General features: G+C 73.4%; 12 protein-coding genes and 1 pseudogene. 4 read left to right on the top strand and 9 right to left on the bottom strand.

Going from position 1 to position 17,655, the window contains the following annotated elements:
• Window positions 1-128: 128 nt before the first annotated feature.
• Together ACFXPX_RS40070 and ACFXPX_RS40065 are read left to right on the top strand one after the other, a co-directional pair.
• Window positions 129-1,247 (top strand): alpha/beta hydrolase family protein, encoded by a 1,119-nt coding sequence (locus ACFXPX_RS40070; protein WP_380533009.1) that lies wholly within the window; start codon window positions 129-131, stop codon window positions 1,245-1,247.
• Between the two features lie 648 nt (window positions 1,248-1,895).
• Window positions 1,896-3,221 carry a hypothetical protein gene (locus ACFXPX_RS40065; RefSeq protein ID WP_375897403.1) on the top strand — a complete coding sequence of 442 codons (1,326 nt, stop codon included), beginning with the start codon at window positions 1,896-1,898 and terminating at the stop codon, window positions 3,219-3,221.
• Window positions 3,222-3,323: 102 nt separating this feature from the next.
• On the opposite strand, the gene ACFXPX_RS40060 is transcribed toward ACFXPX_RS40065, so the two are convergent.
• The 9 genes from ACFXPX_RS40060 to ACFXPX_RS40020 all read right to left on the bottom strand — a co-directional run bounded on the left by ACFXPX_RS40060 (window position 3,324) and on the right by ACFXPX_RS40020 (window position 14,995).
• Complete coding sequence (locus ACFXPX_RS40060; protein ID WP_375894011.1) at window positions 3,324-4,202, bottom strand: CDP-alcohol phosphatidyltransferase family protein; 879 nt, start codon at window positions 4,200-4,202, stop codon at window positions 3,324-3,326.
• The gene (locus ACFXPX_RS40055; protein WP_375894008.1) at window positions 4,189-4,881 is read right to left on the bottom strand and encodes a phosphatidylserine decarboxylase; all 693 of its coding nucleotides are present in this window, start codon (window positions 4,879-4,881) and stop codon (window positions 4,189-4,191) included. The genes ACFXPX_RS40060 and ACFXPX_RS40055 overlap by 14 nt, the downstream gene beginning before the upstream one ends.
• A gap of 519 nt (window positions 4,882-5,400) precedes the next feature.
• Window positions 5,401-6,603, bottom strand: a complete 1,203-nt coding sequence (locus ACFXPX_RS40050) for an acyl-CoA dehydrogenase family protein (RefSeq protein WP_380396274.1) — start codon at window positions 6,601-6,603, stop codon at window positions 5,401-5,403.
• A 147-nt stretch (window positions 6,604-6,750) separates the two neighbouring features.
• Entirely contained in the window at window positions 6,751-7,254 is a 504-nt protein-coding gene (locus tag ACFXPX_RS40045; RefSeq protein WP_380644811.1) for a MaoC family dehydratase, read from the bottom strand.
• A gap of 4 nt (window positions 7,255-7,258) precedes the next feature.
• Window positions 7,259-8,239 carry an HpcH/HpaI aldolase/citrate lyase family protein gene (locus ACFXPX_RS40040; RefSeq protein ID WP_375894001.1) on the bottom strand — a complete coding sequence of 327 codons (981 nt, stop codon included), beginning with the start codon at window positions 8,237-8,239 and terminating at the stop codon, window positions 7,259-7,261.
• A gap of 42 nt (window positions 8,240-8,281) precedes the next feature.
• On the bottom strand, window positions 8,282-10,312 hold the full coding sequence (locus ACFXPX_RS40035; protein ID WP_380591777.1) for a protein meaA: 2,031 nt from the start codon (window positions 10,310-10,312) through the stop codon (window positions 8,282-8,284).
• Window positions 10,313-10,322: 10 nt separating this feature from the next.
• Entirely contained in the window at window positions 10,323-11,660 is a 1,338-nt protein-coding gene (ccrA, locus tag ACFXPX_RS40030; protein ID WP_375893996.1) for a crotonyl-CoA carboxylase/reductase, read from the bottom strand.
• 381 nt (window positions 11,661-12,041) lie between these two features.
• Window positions 12,042-12,962 (bottom strand): TetR family transcriptional regulator, encoded by a 921-nt coding sequence (locus ACFXPX_RS40025; protein ID WP_380644810.1) that lies wholly within the window; start codon window positions 12,960-12,962, stop codon window positions 12,042-12,044.
• 257 nt (window positions 12,963-13,219) lie between these two features.
• Complete coding sequence (locus ACFXPX_RS40020) at window positions 13,220-14,995, bottom strand: 3-hydroxyacyl-CoA dehydrogenase family protein (protein ID WP_380527980.1); 1,776 nt, start codon at window positions 14,993-14,995, stop codon at window positions 13,220-13,222.
• A gap of 545 nt (window positions 14,996-15,540) precedes the next feature.
• On the opposite strand from ACFXPX_RS40020, the gene ACFXPX_RS40015 reads away from it, so the two are divergent.
• Window positions 15,541-16,980, top strand: coding sequence for a glutamine synthetase (locus ACFXPX_RS40015; RefSeq protein WP_375893987.1), 1,440 nt, complete (start codon window positions 15,541-15,543; stop codon window positions 16,978-16,980).
• Window position 16,981: 1 nt separating this feature from the next.
• Window positions 16,982-17,655, top strand: a pseudogene (locus ACFXPX_RS40010) (hypothetical protein); the annotation flags it as partial.

Here is a 17,655-nt window from a genome sequence, read left to right as displayed (position 1 = left end):
GCCCACCCCCCCACCACAGCCCCGCGCAGCGGCCCCCCAGACGGCCCCGCCCAGTGGCCGCCCCGCCACCCTCCTTGTGGACTGGTCCTCGAACACCGTCCGGGTCAGTGAACAGAGCGGGGATCGATATGCGTTGGGGAACCGCAGCCGTCGTGGCGGCCGCCGCCGCCGGGGCCGCCGTCCTGGTCGTCGGCCGTCGGGCCTCCGAGCGGTTGGTCCGTCCGGGCGCGGGCCCGGCCGCCGACGGCCCGGATTCGGGGCCGGTGCTGGTGCAGAGCCTCGCGGCGGGGCGGGTGACGTTCAGTCGGCGTCCGGAGAGCCTGCGCCCCGGTCGCTGGGCGGTGGAGTGGGCGGACGGCGGGCACGCGGTGGTGGAGGAGGTCCTGCACAGTGACGCGCAGGGCGTCACCCGCCGGCTGGTCCGGGCGGACCGGGGCACCCTGACGCCCGGCACCGAGGTCCGCTTCACTCCGCGCGTGCACCTGGGCGATCCGACCTCGGCGCTCGGCCTGGCCTTCACCGACACGGTGGCCGACGGCGAGCTCGGCCCGCTGCCGGTCTGGCTGCTCGGCGGCAAGCGCGGTACCTGGGTGATCCTGGTCCACGGCCCGGAGGCGGACCGCCAGCAGGTGCTTCCGGTGCTGCCGGCCCTGCACCGCCTGGGTCTGCCGGCGCTGGTGGTCACCTACCGCGGCGACGAGGGCGCCCCGGCGTCCCCGGACGGCTACAGCCACTTCGGCGAGACGGAGTGGCGGGACGTCGAGTCGGCGATGCGGCTGGCCCTGGACCACGGCGCGGGCCGGGTGATCCTGTACGGCTGGTCGGTGGGTGCGACGACGGTGCTGCAGACGGCGGCGCGTTCGGCCTGGGCGCACGCGATCAGGGGGATCGTGCTGGACTCGCCGGTCCTGGACCTGCCCACGGCCGCCCGTCGGGACGCGGCCCGGGCGGGTTTCACCGGGGTCTCCGCCGAGCTCGGCGCGCTGGCGGCGGAGGGCCGTACGGGCGTCGACCTGGCGGACTCCTCCCGCTTGGCGGAGGGCGCGGACCTGCGGGTCCCGACCCTGGTGCTGCACAGTCCGGACGACACGCTCGCGCCGATCGGCACGGTGGAGCACCTGGCCGCGGCCCGCCACGACGTGGTGAACCTCCAGCGCTTCCCGGGTGCCGAGCACGCGGCCCTCTGGAACTCGGCGCCGGACCACTACACCGAACTCCTCCGCCGCTGGCTGACCCCGCTCCTCTGACCCACCCCCTCCGGCCCTCCCCTTCCCCCTCCCCGCCCCTCCCCGCCCCTCCCCGCCCCTCCCCTCCGGCCCCACCCCCCTGACCCGCCCTCAGGGGCAAACCTTGCTCCCGAAAACCCACCCCAAGCCCGTCAGCAGCTCCCTTCCCCTCCTCACCCCCTGCACCGGAAGTCGACCCCGCCGACTTCCGGTGCCGCCGCGTCCCCCCCCGCAGGCACATGCCACCTGGCCGGATCGCAGCCCTCCACTTGCACCGCGCCCCACCCCTCCCGCCCCCGTGAAACCACCCACAGGCCCCGTCCCCACACGCAGCGTGACGCCCCGCCGCCCCCTGGCATGACCCCGCCACACGTTTCCGGCCAGGCGGTTTGCCTCTGTTGCCCGATCTTGCGGAGGTGCCGCCCCCGGTCGAGCGGTCGTACGGGCAACCGGATGTGACAGAAGGCCGGTACAAGGGGAAGACTGCTCGACGTGACGTCTCGGAACCCGCGCGACCGTGATGCCCCGCTCCCGCCGACGATCGGTACCGGTGCGACGGTGACCCGTCTCCCAGGTACGGCCCAACGGCCTTCCGGCGGCAGGCCGGGCGGGGCCGCCGTACCCCGGCGCCGTGGGCCCGCGCCGGCCCCCGGCCGGGGCCGGGTTCCGGTGCCGGAGGGCTTCCCCGCGCCGGCCGAGCTGGCGCCGCTGGCCCGTCGGATGCTGGTGGACGCCGTCCGGATCGCCCGCTGGGCCGGGGAGCTGGCGGAGGTCGACAAGCGCGGCGAGCTGCTCCCGGACGACGCCCGCGACGCCGGCCGGGCGCTGGCCATGACGGTCGGCGCGGCGGTCAAGGCCTGGGGCCAGGCCCTGCTGGTGGGCCTGGTGGAGGCCCGGGACGGCGGAGCGGGCCCCGGTTGGCGCCTGCACGCCTGGGAGCACGACGACGAGGCCGTGGTGCGCGGCTGGTCCGGGCTGTTCGACGCCTGGACGCTGCTCGCCCCGGTGCCGCCCGCCGCGCTGCGCGGGGTGTTCGCGGTCCTGGCCGGCCAGGCCGTGGACCAGGCCCCGCAGTTGCTGTCCTTCCTGCACCTGGTGGACGGCCCGGTGGCCGAGAGCGAGCTGCTGGAGCTGCTGCGCCGCGGCCTGGACGAGCGCCGGGTCGGCGCCGGGCTGGGCAACCCGGGCCTGTCGCCGGTGCCGCACGCCGCCTCGGCGGTGTCCGCCGTCCGCGGCACCTGCCGGGCGCCGCAGATCGACACCCCGGCCGCCGTCTCCGACGTGGCCGCGGTCCTGGACTGGATGCTGGACGGCCTGACGGCGGTCGGCGCCGTGGTGCGCCGCGACGACGCCGCCGAGCTGTCCCCGCTGGGCCACTGGGCGGTGCGGGCGAAGCTGGAGGAGATCTGCACCGTCGCCCAGACCGCGGCCGGGCACATCGAGCAGAGCGCCTTCGAGCTGCTGAACGCCTGCGCGGACTACTCGCCGGGCCCGGCCCGGGCGGAGTTCCGCGCCTGGGTGGCGGCCCGCCCGGCGGACCGCGCGGTGGCCGAGCTGCTGGACGCGGCCCAGGGTGACGACGCGCTGGTGCGCGGTCTGGCCTTCGAGGCGCTGCGGGTGGCGGGCGGTCCGGCCGAGCAGGCGGTGCGGGCGGCGGTGGACGAGCCGGTGCTGCGCCCGTACGCGCTGCTCTGGCTGGCCGAGCGTTCGGACGAGGGGGTCGCCCCGGCGGACGTGCTGGGCGCCGAGGACGCGGCCTGGCTGTGGGTGGACACGGCGGCGGCGGTGCTGGACCACGGCGAGACGGAGCTGCTGGTGGGGCACGTCGAGGGCGCCTCGGCGGGTGACCCGGTGCGGCTGTTCGCCCGGGCCCGGCAGTCCGGGCACCCGCGGGCGGCCTCGGTGCTGACGGCGGTCTCCGGCGTCCACCCGGACCCGGGCGTGGCCCGGGCGGCCCGCCGCTCGGCGTTCAGCGTCCACACCGGCGGGGCCTAGGCCCACACCGGCGGGCGCCTGGCCGGCACACCCGGCACGAGCACGACGGAAGGGCCCGGAACCATCAGGTTCCGGGCCCTTCTCCGTACGTCGTGCGGTGGCTCAGCCGAGCCGCGACTCCGCCCGCCGGGCGCGGACGTCGCCGACCTTCTGCCCGACCTTGCGCCGGATGACCAGCAGCGGCGCCATCGCGGCGAGCGTGATCTGGGCGAAGGCCCCGACGTGCATCAGGGTGTCGCCGCCGGGCAGCCCGGTCGCCCAGGCGGCCAGGCAGCCGATCGCCACGACGACCCAGCAGAGCGTGGCGGTGGCCAGCAGCCCCTGGGGCTTCGGGTACTCGATCCGGCTGACCATGAGGTACGCGGCGCCGAAGATGGCGAGCAGACCGGGCAGGAACGGCGGGTCGAGCAGCACGATGGCGATGACCGTCATCGCGCCCATCGGGCAGGGCATGCCCTGGAACACCCCGGGCCGCATCTTGACGGTCGAGAAGCGGGCCAGCCGCAGGACCACCGCGAGCAGCACGGTCAGCGCGATCAGCGCCGAGAGCTTGGTGTTGGAGCCCTGGGAGACCATGCCCCAGACCGCGACGAAGTAGGCCGGCGCGATGCCGAAGCTGATCAGGTCGGCCAGGTTGTCGAGTTCCGCTCCGAGGGCGGAGGAGCGGAGCTTCCGCGCCACCAGGCCGTCGAAGAGGTCGCACATCGAGCCGATCAGCAGCAGCGTCACCGCGGTGGCGGCGCTGTGCCGGTCCGGAGCGGCGTCCGGGTTGGTGATGTGCGGGACCAGGACCCCGGTGGTGATCGAGTAGATCGCCAGGAAGCCGCAGACGGCGTTCCCCAGGGTCAGGAAGTCGGCGGTGGACAGGTGCTGCGGGGAGCGCGGGGCGCGCAGCTCACGGTCGCGCGCCCAGCGGCGACGGCGCAGGGCCGTCTCCTCGTCGTCCAGGCCGACGATTGTTTCAGGATCAGTCACGGTCAAGGCGCGTCACCCCGGCTGTGGTCTTCTGGCCGACCTCGACGCCGACCTCGACGCCGGCCGGCAGGTAGGTGTCGACCCGGGAGCCGAACCGGATCAGGCCGATCCGGTCGCCCTGCTCGACCTTGGTTCCGGCGGCCACGTACGGCACGATCCGGCGGGCCACGGCCCCCGCGATCTGCACCATCTCGATGTCGCCGAGCTCGGTGTCGAAGTGCCAGACGACCCGCTCGTTCTGGTCGCTGTCCTTGTTGAAGGCCGGCACGAAGCCGCCCGCGACGTGCTCGACCGACGTCACCGTGCCCGGCAGGGGCGCGCGGTTGACGTGGACGTTGAGCGGGCTCATGAAGATCGCGACCCGGGTGCGGCCGTCCGGCCAGGCGTCGATGCTCTGGACCACGCCGTCGGCGGGGGAGATGACTCTGCCGGTGCCGATCTCACGCTCGGGGTCGCGGAAGAACCACAGCATGCCCGCGCCGAGCGCACAGGCCGGTACCGCCGCCAGGGCCCACTTGCCGTTGCGCCGGGTGAGGGCGGTGGTCACGGCGGCCGTGGCGAGGGTGGGGACGAACCAGGGGGTGGCTCCGCGCGCGATGGTCACGCGGGGTCGCCGACCGGCCGCCGGGGCTGCGAGGGCATCGCGGTCCGTGACGGAGGTGTGAGGGGACGGGCTGATGGGCATCGAAAACCTTTGTCGCGGGGGATCATGGCCGCTGGACGGGGGCCACCGCGGGATCGGTAATAGAAGGGACGGCTTGCTGTCCCGGTGGATGCTATCGGGAGCACACGGTGGGTGGGCAACCCGCCTGCTCGTTCATGTGTCCGGTGGGAGCGCGTGCGCGCGTCCTGCCTCTACGACCGTAGCTCGCCCCGGTCCGGTTCCCAAGGGACCGGACAGGGCTGGTGACTCTTGTCTCAGCAGGGGTGCGGGCGGAACCCGGTGGGGGACACGGGCCGTACCGGGTGGAAGAAGGTGTACGGAAGCGGCCGCAGGGCGCGTCGCTGCAGCTGTACGCCCTGCGGCCGCTTTCCGGAGGCCGTGCCGGACCCAGGCGGACCAGGCCGGGCCGTGACGGGCACGGCACTCTGCCGGGACGGGCCCGCACGCCCGTCGACCGGCGGTTTCGGAGCGGGCCGCCCGTCAATGCGGGCGGCCTCGCAATCACTCGGCGGTCCCCGCGTTCGGGCGGGGGCCGGGCCGTCACTCGGCGATCTTGTACTCCTCCAGGAGCCGGCGCCCGACGATCATCTTCTGGATCTCCGCAGTTCCTTCACCGATGAGCAGCATCGGGGCCTCGCGGTAGAGGCGCTCGATCTCGTACTCCTTCGAGAAGCCGTAGCCGCCGTGGATCCGGAAGGCGTCCTCGACGACCTCCTTGCAGTACTCGGAGGCCAGGTACTTGGCCATGCCCGCCTCCAGGTCGTTGCGCTCGCCGCTGTCCTTCTTGCGGGCGGCCATGACCATCATCTGGTGGGCGGCCTCGACCTTGGTGGCCATCTCGGCGAGCTTGAACTGGATCGCCTGGTGCTCGGCGATCTTCTTGCCGAAGGTGGAGCGCTGCTGGGCGTAGGAGATGCCGAGCTCGAAGGCGCGGCGGGCGACGCCGCAGCCGCGGGCGGCGACGTTGACCCGGCCGACCTCGACGCCGTCCATCATCTGGTAGAAGCCGCGGCCCGGGACGCCGCCGAGGATGCGGTTGGCCGGAATCCGCACGTCCTGGAGCACCAGCTCGGTGGTGTCGACGCCCTTGTAGCCCATCTTCTCGATCTTCCCGGGCACGGTGAGGCCGGGGACGGTCGGGTTCGGGCCGAAACCGGCCGTCTTCTCGATCAGGAAGGTGGTCATGTTCTTGTACGGGGAGCTGCCGCCCTCGTCGGTCTTGCACAGGACCGCGACCAGGGTGGAGGTGCCGCCGTTGGTGAGCCACATCTTCTGGCCGTTGAGGACGTAGAACTCGCCGTCCTTGACGCCCTTGGTGGAGATGGCGGAAACGTCGGAGCCGAGTCCGGGCTCGGACATCGAGAAGGCGCCGCGGATTTCGCCGGCCGCCATCTTCGGCAGGAAGTGGTCCTTCTGCTCCTGGGTGCCGTGGGCGTTGATCATGTGCGCCACGATGAAGTGGGTGTTGACGATGCCGGAGACCGACATCCAGCCGCGGGCGATCTCCTCGACCACCAGGGCGTAGGTGAGCAGGGACTCGCCGAGGCCGCCGTACTCCTCGGGGATCGTGAGGCCGAACAGCCCGAGCTGCTTCATGCCCTCGACGATCGCGGTCGGGTACTCGTCCTTGTGCTCCAGCTCGGTCGCGACCGGAATGATCTCCTTGTCGACGAAATCCCGCACGGTGGCGAGGATGTCCCGCTGGATCTCGGTGAGGCCGTCGGTCTGTGCGAGGCGTCCCATCGTGCGGCTCCGGAATGTCTGAAAACGGGCGGGGGGGGGATTTCCGGGGGCCCTGCCGGCGTGGCTGCGGCAGCAGGGCCCCCGACCGGGTGGGGGTCGGCCGATGACGGCGGCCTACCCGTCCGGGGTCTCTGGGAGGGGGGTGGTTCAGGAGAGCGGCTCGGGGCGCCCCGGCTGCTCGCCGCCGCGCTCCTTGATGTACGTCTCGGTCGGCACCATCACCTTGCGGCGGAAGACGCAGACGACGGTGCCGTCCTGCTTGTAGCCCTTGGTCTCGACGCGGACGATGCCGCGGTCGTTCTTGGACTTGGACGGCCACTTGTCCAGGACGGTCGTCTCGCCGTAGAGGGTGTCGCCGTGGAAGGTCGGCGCGATGTGGCGCAGCGACTCGATCTCCAGGTTGGCGATCGCCTTGCCGGAGACGTCCGGGACGGACATGCCGAGCAGCAGCGAGTAGATGTAGTTGCCCACCACGACGTTCTTGCCGAAGTCGGTCGTCTTCTCGGCGTAGTTGGTGTCCATGTGGAGCGGGTGGTGGTTCATGGTGAGCAGGCAGAACAGGTGGTCGTCGTACTCGGTGACCGTCTTGCCGGGCCAGTGCTTGTAGACCGCGCCGACCTCGAACTCCTCGTAGGTGCGTCCGAACTGCATGGCCTCAGGCCTCCGCCTTCTTGTCAGATCCGGGCTGTTCGAACTTGCTGGTGCGCTGCATGCCGGCGGCCCGGCCCTTGCCGGAGACGACCAGGGCCATCTTGCGGCTGGCCTCGTCGATCATCTCGTCGCCGAGCATCGCGGAGCCCTTGGCGCCGCCGGCCTCGGAGGTGCAGTAGTCGTACGCGTCGAGGATCAGCTCGGCGTGGTCGTAGTCCTCCTGGGAGGGGGAGTAGACCTCGTTGGCGATGGCGACCTGGTCCGGGTGCAGCACCCACTTGCCGTCGAAGCCGAGGGCGGCGGAGCGGCCGGCGACCTCGCGGTAGCCGTCGGCGTTGCGGATCTGGAGGTACGGGCCGTCGATCGCCTGGAGGTCGTTGGCGCGGGCGGCCATCAGGATGCGCATCAGGATGTAGTGGTAGGCGTCGGCGTTGTAGCCGGGCGGCTGCTCGCCGACCACCAGGGACTTCATGTTGATGGAGGCCATGAAGTCGGCGGGGCCGAAGATGATGGTCTCCAGCCGGGGCGAGGCCTCGGCGATGGCGTCGACGTTGATCAGGCCCTTGGCGTTCTCGATCTGCGCCTCGATGCCGATCCTGCCGACCTCGAAGCCCATGGTCTTCTCGATCTGGGTGAGCAGCAGGTCGAGCGCCTTGACCTGCTCGGCGTCCTGGACCTTGGGCAGCATGATGCAGTCGAGGTTGGGGCCGGCGCCCTCGACGACGGTGATCACGTCGCGGTAGGTCCAGTGGGTGGTCCAGTCGTTGACGCGGACGACGCGGGTCTTGCCGCCCCAGTCGCCGTTGTTCAGCGCGTCGACGATGTGGTGGCGGGCGCTCTCCTTGACCAGCGGGGCGCAGGCGTCCTCCAGGTCGAGGAAGACCTGGTCGGCCGGGAGGCCCTGGGCCTTCTCCAGGAAGCGCGGGTTGCTGCCCGGTACGGCGAGGCAGGAGCGGCGCGGGCGAAGGCGGTTCAAAGCAGTCATGAGGGTGGTTCGTTCCTTCCCAGTGGTCAGCTGGTCAGCTGGTCAGTTCGTGGCCGCGGTCGGTGCGGACGTCCACGGCTGGAGCCGGTTGGCCAGCCGGATCTCGTCCACGATCCGGCCGATGATGGTGGTGATGCCGAAGTCCTTCGGGGTGAACACGGCGGCGACGCCGGCGGCCTTGAGGGCCTCGCCGTCCGCTGCCGGGATGATGCCACCCACGATCACCGGGACATCCTCCACCCCGGCGCGGCGCAGCCGCTTCAGGACGTCGGGCACCAGCTCGGTGTGCGCGCCGGAGAGGATGGACAGGCCCACGCAGTGCACGTCCTCCGCCACGGCGGCGGAGACGATCTGCTCCGGGGTGAGCCGGATGCCCTGGTAGACCACCTCGAACCCGGCGTCGCGGGCCCGGACGGCGATCTGCTCGGCGCCGTTGGAGTGGCCGTCCAGGCCGGGCTTGCCGACCAGCAGGCGCAGCTTGCCGGCGCCCAGCTCCTCGGCGGTGGCGGCGACGGCGGCGCGGACCTGCTCCAGCTCCCCGCCCGGCTCGGCGGCGACCGCGACGGGTGCGCCGCCCACGCCGGTGGGGGCGCGGTACTCGCCGAACACCTCGCGCAGGGCGAAGGACCACTCGCCGGTGGTGACTCCGGCGCGGGCGCAGGCGAGGGTGGCCGGCATCAGGTTGGCCTCGGTGGCGGCGACGGTCTTGAGCCCGGCCAGCGCCTCCTGGGCGGCGGCCTCGTCGCGGTTGCCGCGCCAGGCCTCCAGGGCGGCGAGCACGGACTGCTCGGAGGCCGGGTCGACGACCATGATCGCGGTGTCGAGGTCGGCGGTGAGCGGGCTGGGCTCGGTGGTGTCGAAGCAGTTGACCCCGATGATCTTGTCCTCGCCGGACTCGATCCGGGCCCGGCGGGCGGCGTGCGAGGCGACCAGGTTGGACTTGAGGTAGCCGGACTCGACGGCCGGAATCACCCCGCCCATCTCCATCACCTTGGCGATCTCCGCCTCGGCGCCGGCCAGCAGCGCCGCGGTCTTGGTCTCGATCACCTCGGAGCCGTTGAAGAGGTCCCCGTACTCCAGCAGGTCCGACTCGTAGGCCAGCACCTGCTGGATCCGCAGCGACCACTGCTGGTCCCACGGCCGCGGCAGCCCCAACGCCTCGTTCCAGGCCGGGAGTTGGACGGCCCGGGCGCGGGCGTCCTTGGACAGGGTGACGGCCAGCATCTCCAGCACGATCCGCTGGACGTTGTTCTCCGGCTGGGCCTCGGTCAGCCCGAGCGAGTTGACCTGGACGCCGTAGCGGAACCGGCGCTGCTTGGGGTCGGTGACCCCGTAGCGCTCCAGCGTGACCTTCTCCCAGAGCTGGGCGAAGGCGCGCATCTTGCACATCTCCTCGACGAAGCGCACGCCGGCGTTGACGAAGAAGGAGATCCGGGCGACCACGTCGCCCATCCGCTCGGCGGGCACCTGCCCGGAGTCGCGGACGGCGTCGAGCACCGAGATGGCGGTGCACATCGCGTACGCGATCTCCTGGACGGGCGTGGCCCCGGCCTCCTGGAGGTGGTAGCTGCAGATGTTGATCGGGTTCCACTTGGGGATGTTGCCGACCGTGTAGGCGATCATGTCGGTGATCAGGCGCACGGACGGGCCGGGCGGGAAGACGTGCGTCCCGCGCGACAGGTACTCCTTGACGATGTCGTTCTGGGTGGTGCCGGTGAGCTTGGCGACGTCGGCGCCCTGCTCCTCGGCGACCACCTGGTAGAGCGCCAGCAGCCACATCGCGGTGGCGTTGATCGTCATGGAGGTGTTGGTCTGTTCGAGCGGGATGCCGTCGAACAGGGTGCGCATGTCGCCGACGTGGCCGACCGGGACGCCGACCCGGCCCACCTCACCGCGGGCGAGGATGTGGTCGGAGTCGTAGCCGGTCTGGGTCGGCAGGTCGAAGGCGACGGACAGGCCGGTCTGGCCCTTCGCCAGGTTCCGCCGGTAGAGCGCGTTGGAGTCGCTCGCGGTGGAGTGGCCGGCGTAGGTGCGCATCAGCCACGGGCGGTCGCGCTTCTGGGGCTCGGTCATCGGATCGGCCTCAGATGTTCCGGAAGCGGTTGATCGCGTCGAGGTGGGTGGCGCGCAGCTCGGCGTCGCGCACGCCCAGGCCCTCCTCGGGGGCCAGGCAGAGCACGCCGACCTTGCCCTGGTGCTTGTTGTGGTGCACGTCGAGGGCGGCCTGGCCGGTCTCCTCCAGCGAGTACACCTTGGACAGGGTCGGGTGGATCTTGCCCTTGGCGACCAGGCGGTTGGCCTCGTAGGCCTCGCGGTAGTTGGCGAAGTGCGAGCCGACGATCCGCTTGAGCGACATCCACAGGTAGCGGTTGTCGTACTGGTGCATGAAGCCGGAGGTGGAGGCGCAGGTGACGATGGTGCCGCCCTTGCGGGTGACGTACACCGAGGCGCCGAAGGTCTCCCGGCCCGGGTGCTCGAAGACGATGTCGACGTCCTCGCCGCCGGTGAACTCGCGGATCTTGGAGCCCAGGCGCTTCCACTCGCGCGGGTCCTGGTTGTTCTCGTCCTTCCAGAACTTGTAGCCCTCGGCCGAGCGGTCGATGATCGCCTCGGCGCCCATGGCGCGGCAGATGTCGGCCTTGGACTCGCTGGAGACCACGCAGATCGGGGTGGCGCCGCCGGCCAGCGCGTACTGGGTGGCGTACGAGCCGAGGCCGCCGCTGGCGCCCCAGATCAGCACGTTGTCGCCCTGCTTCATGCCGGCGCCGTTCTGCGACACCAGCTGGCGGTAGGCGGTGGAGTTGACCAGGCCGGGGGAGGCGGCCTCCTCCCAGGAGAGGTGCTTCGGCTTGGGCAGCAGCTGGTTGGTCTTCACCAGGGCGAGCTGGGCCAGGCCGCCGAAGTTGGTCTCGAAGCCCCAGATGCGCTGCTCCGGGTCCATCATCGTGTCGTTGTGGCCGTCCGGGGACTCCAGCTCGACCGAGAGGCAGTGGGCGACGACCTCGTCGCCGGGCTTCCAGGCGTTGACCCCGGCGCCGGTGCGCAGCACCACGCCCGCGAGGTCGGAGCCGAGCACGTGGTACGGCAGGTCGTGGCGCTTGGTGAGCGGCGACAGCCGGCCGTAGCGCTCCAGGAAGCCGAAGGTGGAGACCGGCTCGAAGATCGAGCTCCACACGGTGTTGTAGTTCACCGAGCTGGCCATGACCGCGACCAGGGCCTCGCCGGGGCCGAGCTCCGGGAGGGCGACCTCGTCGAGGTGGAGGGACTTTCGGGGGTCCTTGTCGCGGCTGTCGAGGCCCGCGAACATCTGCTCCTCGTCCTTGTGGAGCGTGACCGCCCGGTAGGACTCGGGGAGCTTGATCGCCGCGTAGTCGGCCGACGTGGCGTCGGAGCTGAGGATCGCGTCGAGGATTTCCTGCATGGCTGCCTCCGAAGGCGTACCTGTGTGAGGGTCACAGGGCGTCTGGGGGAGCCGGGAGCGGACACCGGCTTCGCTGAGGTGGGTGGTTGGCGGTCAGGCGGTCGCCCGGTGGTGGTCCGGGCGGGTCTGCACTGCTGGTCTGGCTCTGCTCCCGGGGTGTGGGAACGCCGGACGACGGCGCGCCGAGGTGGGGAGCCGCGGCGCCGCGACTGGTGAGTAACAAGGTAGTGGCACCCTGTGCCACTCGTAAAGACACCGGGTGTCAGGAATTCCGACACTCCGGAAGGGTGCGGAACGCGCGTAGTGCGGGTACGCCGAGGGCCCGTACCGATACCTCGGTACGGGCCCTCGCTGCGCCTCTGACCTGCTGTTATTCCAGCCTCAGTGGCCCCGGGCGCCACTCAGCGCGGCCCGGATGCTGTCCACCACGACCTCCAGCGGAGCGTCCGTGCGGGCGACTGTGATGAGCACCTCACCTCCGGGACTGGCACTCAGTGCGCTCTCCGCCACCCCGTCCTCTGGCATCCCACTGGCACCCGGTGCCACCAACGAGCCCCGGCGTCTGGCGCCCGGGGCACTGGCCGCCCAGAAGGTCCGCCGGATCACCTCGAAGGAGTGGTCCAGCTGCGCCTCGACGTCGCCCCGGCCGCCGGCCCGCAGCCAGCGCCGCAGCACGTGGTTGTGCGCCGCCACGACCGCCGCCGCCGACACCTCGGCCAGCATCGGGTCGTCCTCGCCGCCGCGCTGCCAGCCCGACGGAATGGACTCCCCGGTGTCGAAACGGCCCAGCAGGTAGCGGGTGAACAGCCGCTCGTACCGGGCCACCACGGCGATCTCGCGCTCGCGCAGCGCCGGGACCTGACGGATCAGCTGGTACCGCGCGACCGACACCCCCGGGGTGGAGGCGTACATCCGCAGCACCTCCTTGATGCCGCGGCACACCACGTCCAGCGGGTGCTCCTCCGGCTCGGCGCTGGCCAGCAGGTCGGCCACCCGCACCAGGGTGTCGTCGTGGTCGGGGAAGATCGCCTCCTCCTTCGACCGGAAGTACCGGAAGAAGGTGCGCCGGGCGACCCCGGCGGCCGCGGCGATCTGGTCGACCGTCGTCTCCTCGTAGCCCTGCGAGGCGAACAGCTCCATCGCGGCCGCGGCCAGGTCCTGGCGCATCTGCTGGCGCTGCGCCGCCGCCCGGCGGCTGCCCGGCCCGGCCTCCGACCCGGTGCCCCCGGACGGGCCGGCCGTCCGTTCGGTGCCGCGCGGTCCGGCGGTGTGCTGAGGGGTGGCTGACTGAACCCGATCCATGTCCGGAACGCTACACGGCCCGGTCGGCGGGGCCGCGGCCCTTCCCCGGCGCACCGGCGTGACCGGGCCGGTCACGGCCGGTCTGGGCCAGCGTGCGGACACCGCCCCCGGGGTCCAGGCGGGGTGGCCGGCCGCCCCGGAGCCGTGCGGCGCGGCACCGTTGCCGTAGGCCGCGCCGTTGCCCGGGGGCGGGGCGCCGGGGCCGTACGGCGCCGCTCCCGCGTCCGGCAGCCGGTCGCCCCCGGCCCGTGACGCGGTCACCGGCGCGCGTGGTCGCGGAAGCCGCGGCCGGTCTTGCGGCCCAGGCAGCCGGCCGCGACCAGGTGCTCCAGCAGCGGCGCCGCGGCCAGGCCGGGCTCGCGGAACTCCTGGTGCAGCACCTGCTCGATGGTCAGCGAGACGTCCAGGCCGACCACGTCCAGCAGCTCGAACGGGCCCATCGGGTAGCCGCAGCCCAGCTTCATCGCGGTGTCGATGTCGTCCACCGTCGCGTAGTGCTCCTGGAGCATCCGCACCGCGTCGTTCAGGTACGGGAACAGCAGGGCGTTGACGATGAAGCCGGCCCGGTCGCCGCACTCCACCGGGTGCTTGCGCACCTTCGCGGTCAGCTCCAGCACCGTCGCCGTGACGTCCGGGGCGGTCAGCACGGTGGAGACCACCTCGACCAGCTTCATGGCCGGCGCCGGGTTGAAGAAGTGCATGCCGATCACGTCCTGCGGCCGCGAGGTGGCGGTCGCGCAGCTGATCACCGGCAGCGAGGAGGTGGTGGTGGCGAGCACCGCGCCCGGACGGACGATCTTGTCCAGGGTCGCGAACAGCTCCCGCTTGACCTCCAGGTCCTCGGCGACCGCCTCGACCACCAGGTCCACCTCGGCGAGCTCGGCGTACCGGCCGACCGGGGTGACCAGCGCCAGCGCGGCGTCCCGCTGCTCCGCGCTCAGCCGGCCCTTGGCGACCGAGCGCTCCAGCGACCTCGCCAGCTGCGCCTTGGCCCGCTCGGCCTTCTCCTGGCTGCGGGCGGCCAGCAGCACCGGGTGCCCGGCCTTGGCGAACACCTCGGCGATGCCGGTGGCCATCGTGCCCGAGCCGCAGACGCCGACGGTGCGCACCTCGCGGCCCGCCACCTTCGGCTGCGCCGGGCCGGTGGCCGCGTCCACGGCCCTGGAGGAGCCCGGCGCCTCGTAGGTGTAGAAGCCGCGCCCGGACTTGCGGCCCAGCAGCCCGGCCGAGACCAGCTGGCCGAGGATCGGCGCGGGCGCGTGCAGCCGGTCCCGGGACTGCTCGTACATCGCCTCCAGCACCGTCCGGGCGGTGTCCACGCCGATCAGGTCGAGTAGCGCCAGCGGGCCCATCGGCAGGCCGCAGCCGAGCCGCATCGCGGCGTCGATGTCCTCCCGGGAGGCGTACTTGGACTCGTACATCGAGGCGGCCTGGTTCAGGTACGCGAACAGCAGGCCGTTCACCACGAAGCCGGCCCGGTCGCCCGCCGCCACCGGCTCCTTGCCCAGGTCGCGGGCGAAGGCGGCGGCGTCCTCGGCGGTCTGCGGGGAGGTCAGCACGGTGCGCACCACCTCGACCAGCTTCATGGTGTGCACCGGGTTGAAGAAGTGCAGGCCGAGCACCCGCTCCGGACGGGCCGTCGCGGCGGCGATCCGGGTCACCGACAGGGCGGTGGTGCCGGTGGCCAGCACCGTGCCCTCCGGGCAGATCCGGTCCAGCTCGGCGAAGACCTCCCGCTTCAACTCCAGCTGCTCGGGGACCTCCTCGATCACCAGGTCCGCCTCCGCGGCGGCGGTCAGCGCGTGCCCGACCGAGATCCGGGCCAGCAGCGCGGTGCGCTCCCCGGCGGTGATCCGCTCCCGGTCGACCGCGTGCGCGGTCGCCTCCTCGATCCGGGCCAGCGCCCGGGCGGCCGAGTCCTCGGAGGCCTCGATGCCGATCACCCGGCGGCCGCTCCTGGCGACCGCCACCGCGACTCCGGCACCCATCGTGCCGAGGCCGACGACGGCCACGGTGGGGAAGGGACGCTCCATCAGTCCTGACTCCTATGTCATGAAGGGCCCGCGCGCGCTCCGGCGGGCGGGCCGCCGCGCCCGTCGACGAGGACGGGGGCGGCCGGCGCCGGAGGAGGGTTCGCGCGCGGGGGCTTGGGGAGATGACGGGGTTCCGGCAGGCCCGGGCAGCGGCCGGTCCGCTCCGGCCGAACTGCGGGGTGTGCCGTGGTGCTCAGGCGCTCGAAGGTGAAGGAAGCGGCACTGATACGAGGAGAGACCCGGCCCGCCGCGGTCCGCGGCACCGGCCGGTGAAGGCGCACCGCGCGGGCGCCGCAGACACGACGACCGCGACCTCCCGTCGGTGCGGCTCCCGAAGCCCGACGGTGGTGCGTCCGGCCACTGTAGCGAAGCTACTCGCGAGTAGGAAGAGGGCGTCGGCGGAAAACCGTCCGGCTCCGGCCCGGCACGGCGGCGGATCGGACCCGAACGACCTTTCCCGAACGGGTGAAGAGGCGGACGGGCGTCCGTTCGTTCCACCCGATAGGGGAGTTACCGGCCCCCGGTCCGCGGGGCAGCATGGCGGCATGAGCACCGTCACCGCCGCCCAGGCCGCCGACCCCGTCGGGCCGCTCGGCCCCGGCGCCCTCGCGGCCGCCGTCGCGCTGCCCCCGCGGGCCGAGCGCGCCGAGCGGGCCGAGCGCGCCGTCGACCGGCTGCGCACCGCCGCCGTCGAGGCGGTCGCCGTGACGTGGGTGGACAACGCGGGCATCGCCCGGGTCAAGGGTGTGCCGCTCGACGGCCTGGTGCACGCGGCCCAGTGGGGCGTCGGCGCGGCGCCCTGCTTCGACGTGTTCCTCGCCGACGACACCATCACCACCAGCCCGCTGATCGGCGGCCCCACCGGGGACTTGAGGCTCTACCCCGACCTCGACCGGATCGTCCCGCTGGCCGCCCAGCCCGGCTGGGCCTGGGCCCCGGCGGACCGCCACACCCAGGCCGGCGCCCCGCACCCCGGCTGCCAGCGCCTGTTCGCCCGCCGGGCGGAGGCCGCGGCCTCCGCCCGCGGGTTGAGCCTCAAGGCGGGCATCGAGGTCGAGTGGGTGGTCGCCCTGGCGGGGGCCCCGCAGGAGCCGCCGCAGTACCCCACGCACGGCCCCGCGTACGGCATGCACCGGCTCACCGACCTCTCCGACTACCTGCGGGACGTCCTGCGCGCCCTCCGCGCCCAGGGCCTGGGCGTGCTGCAGATCCACCCCGAGTACTCCCCGGGCCAGTTCGAGGTCTCGGTCGCCCCCGAGGGCCCGGTCGGCGCCGCCGACACCTCCGTCCTGGTCCGGCACACCGTCCGCGCCGTCTCCGCCCGGCACGGCCTGCGGGCCTCCTTCGCCCCCGTGGTCGAGGCCGACGGGGTCGGCAACGGCGGCCACCTCCACCTCAGCCTCTGGCGGGACGGCCGCAACCTCGGGCACGGCGGCGCCGGCCCGCACGGGCTGACGGCCGAGGCCGAGGGCTTCCTCGCCGGGGTGCTCCGGGCGCTGCCCGAACTCCTGGTGCTGGGCTGCTCCAGCCCCGCCGGGTACCTGCGGCTGGTGCCCCGGCACTGGGCCGGGGCGTACCAGTGCTGGGGCCTGGAGAACCGGGAGGCCGCGCTGCGCCTGGTCACCGGCTCCACCGGGGAGCGCGCCGCCGCCGCGAACGCCGAGGTCAAGTGCTTCGACGCGAGCGCCAACCCGTACCTCGCGGTCGGCGCGGTGATCGCCGCCGGCCTCGCCGGCCTGGACGAACGCCGGGCCCTGCCACCGGAGTTCACCGGCGATCCGGCCGCCGCCGAGCCGGGCACGGTGCCCCGGCTGCCGCAGGGCCCGGCCGAGGCGCTCGCCGCGTACGAGCGCTCGGCGGTGCTGCGCGAGGCGCTCGGCGAGCCGCTGCACCAGGCGGTGGCGGCGGTGCGCCGGGCCGAGGCCGAGCAGTACGCGGCCGTCGGCGCGGAGGAGTTGATCGCGGCGACGCGCTGGCGGTACTGAGGTGGCCCGGTCGGGGGCCGCGGAAGGGCGGCTCGGGGCCCTGGAGGTCGGGGCCCTGGAGGTCGGGGCGCCGGGGGTCGGGGCCCTGGACGTCGGGGGCCCGGAGATCGGGGCGCTGGTCGACCACCACTGCCACAGCGTGGTGGCGGCCGAGCTCGCCGACGACGCCCTGGCCGGACTGCTCACCGAGTCCGACCGACCGCCCGCGCCCGGCTGCTCGCCCTTCGACAGCGCGATCGGCCTCGCCGTCCGGCGGTGGTGCCCGCCCGTGCTCGGCCTGCCGGCGCACGCCCCGGCCGCCGACTACCTGGCCCGGCGGCGCGAGTTGGGCGCGGCGGAGGCCACCCGCCGGCTGCTCGCGGCCGCCGGACTGGACACCTGCCTGGTGGACACCGGGCTGACCGCCGCCGCGGGCCGCGCGCTGCTGCCGCTGCCCGAACTCGCCGAGGCCACCGGGGCGGTGGTGCGCGAGGTGGTCCGGCTGGAGTCGGTGGCCGAGCGGGTGCCGGGCGGCGCGGCGGACTGGCCGCGGGCCGTCGGCGAGGCCCTGGCGCGGGCCGCCGCCGGTGCCGTCGCGGTCCAGTCGGTGGTCGCCTACCGGCACGGCCTGGCCGTCCCCGCCGAGCGGCCCGCCCGCCCGGCCGTGGTGGCCGCCGCCGGCGCCCGGCTGCGCGC

Source organism: Kitasatospora sp. NPDC059146 (assembly GCF_042786665.1).
GTDB lineage: Bacteria > Actinomycetota > Actinomycetes > Streptomycetales > Streptomycetaceae > Kitasatospora.
The sequence above is the reverse complement of the archived record's forward strand: the minus strand, read 5'-3'. Positions and strand labels throughout refer to the sequence as shown.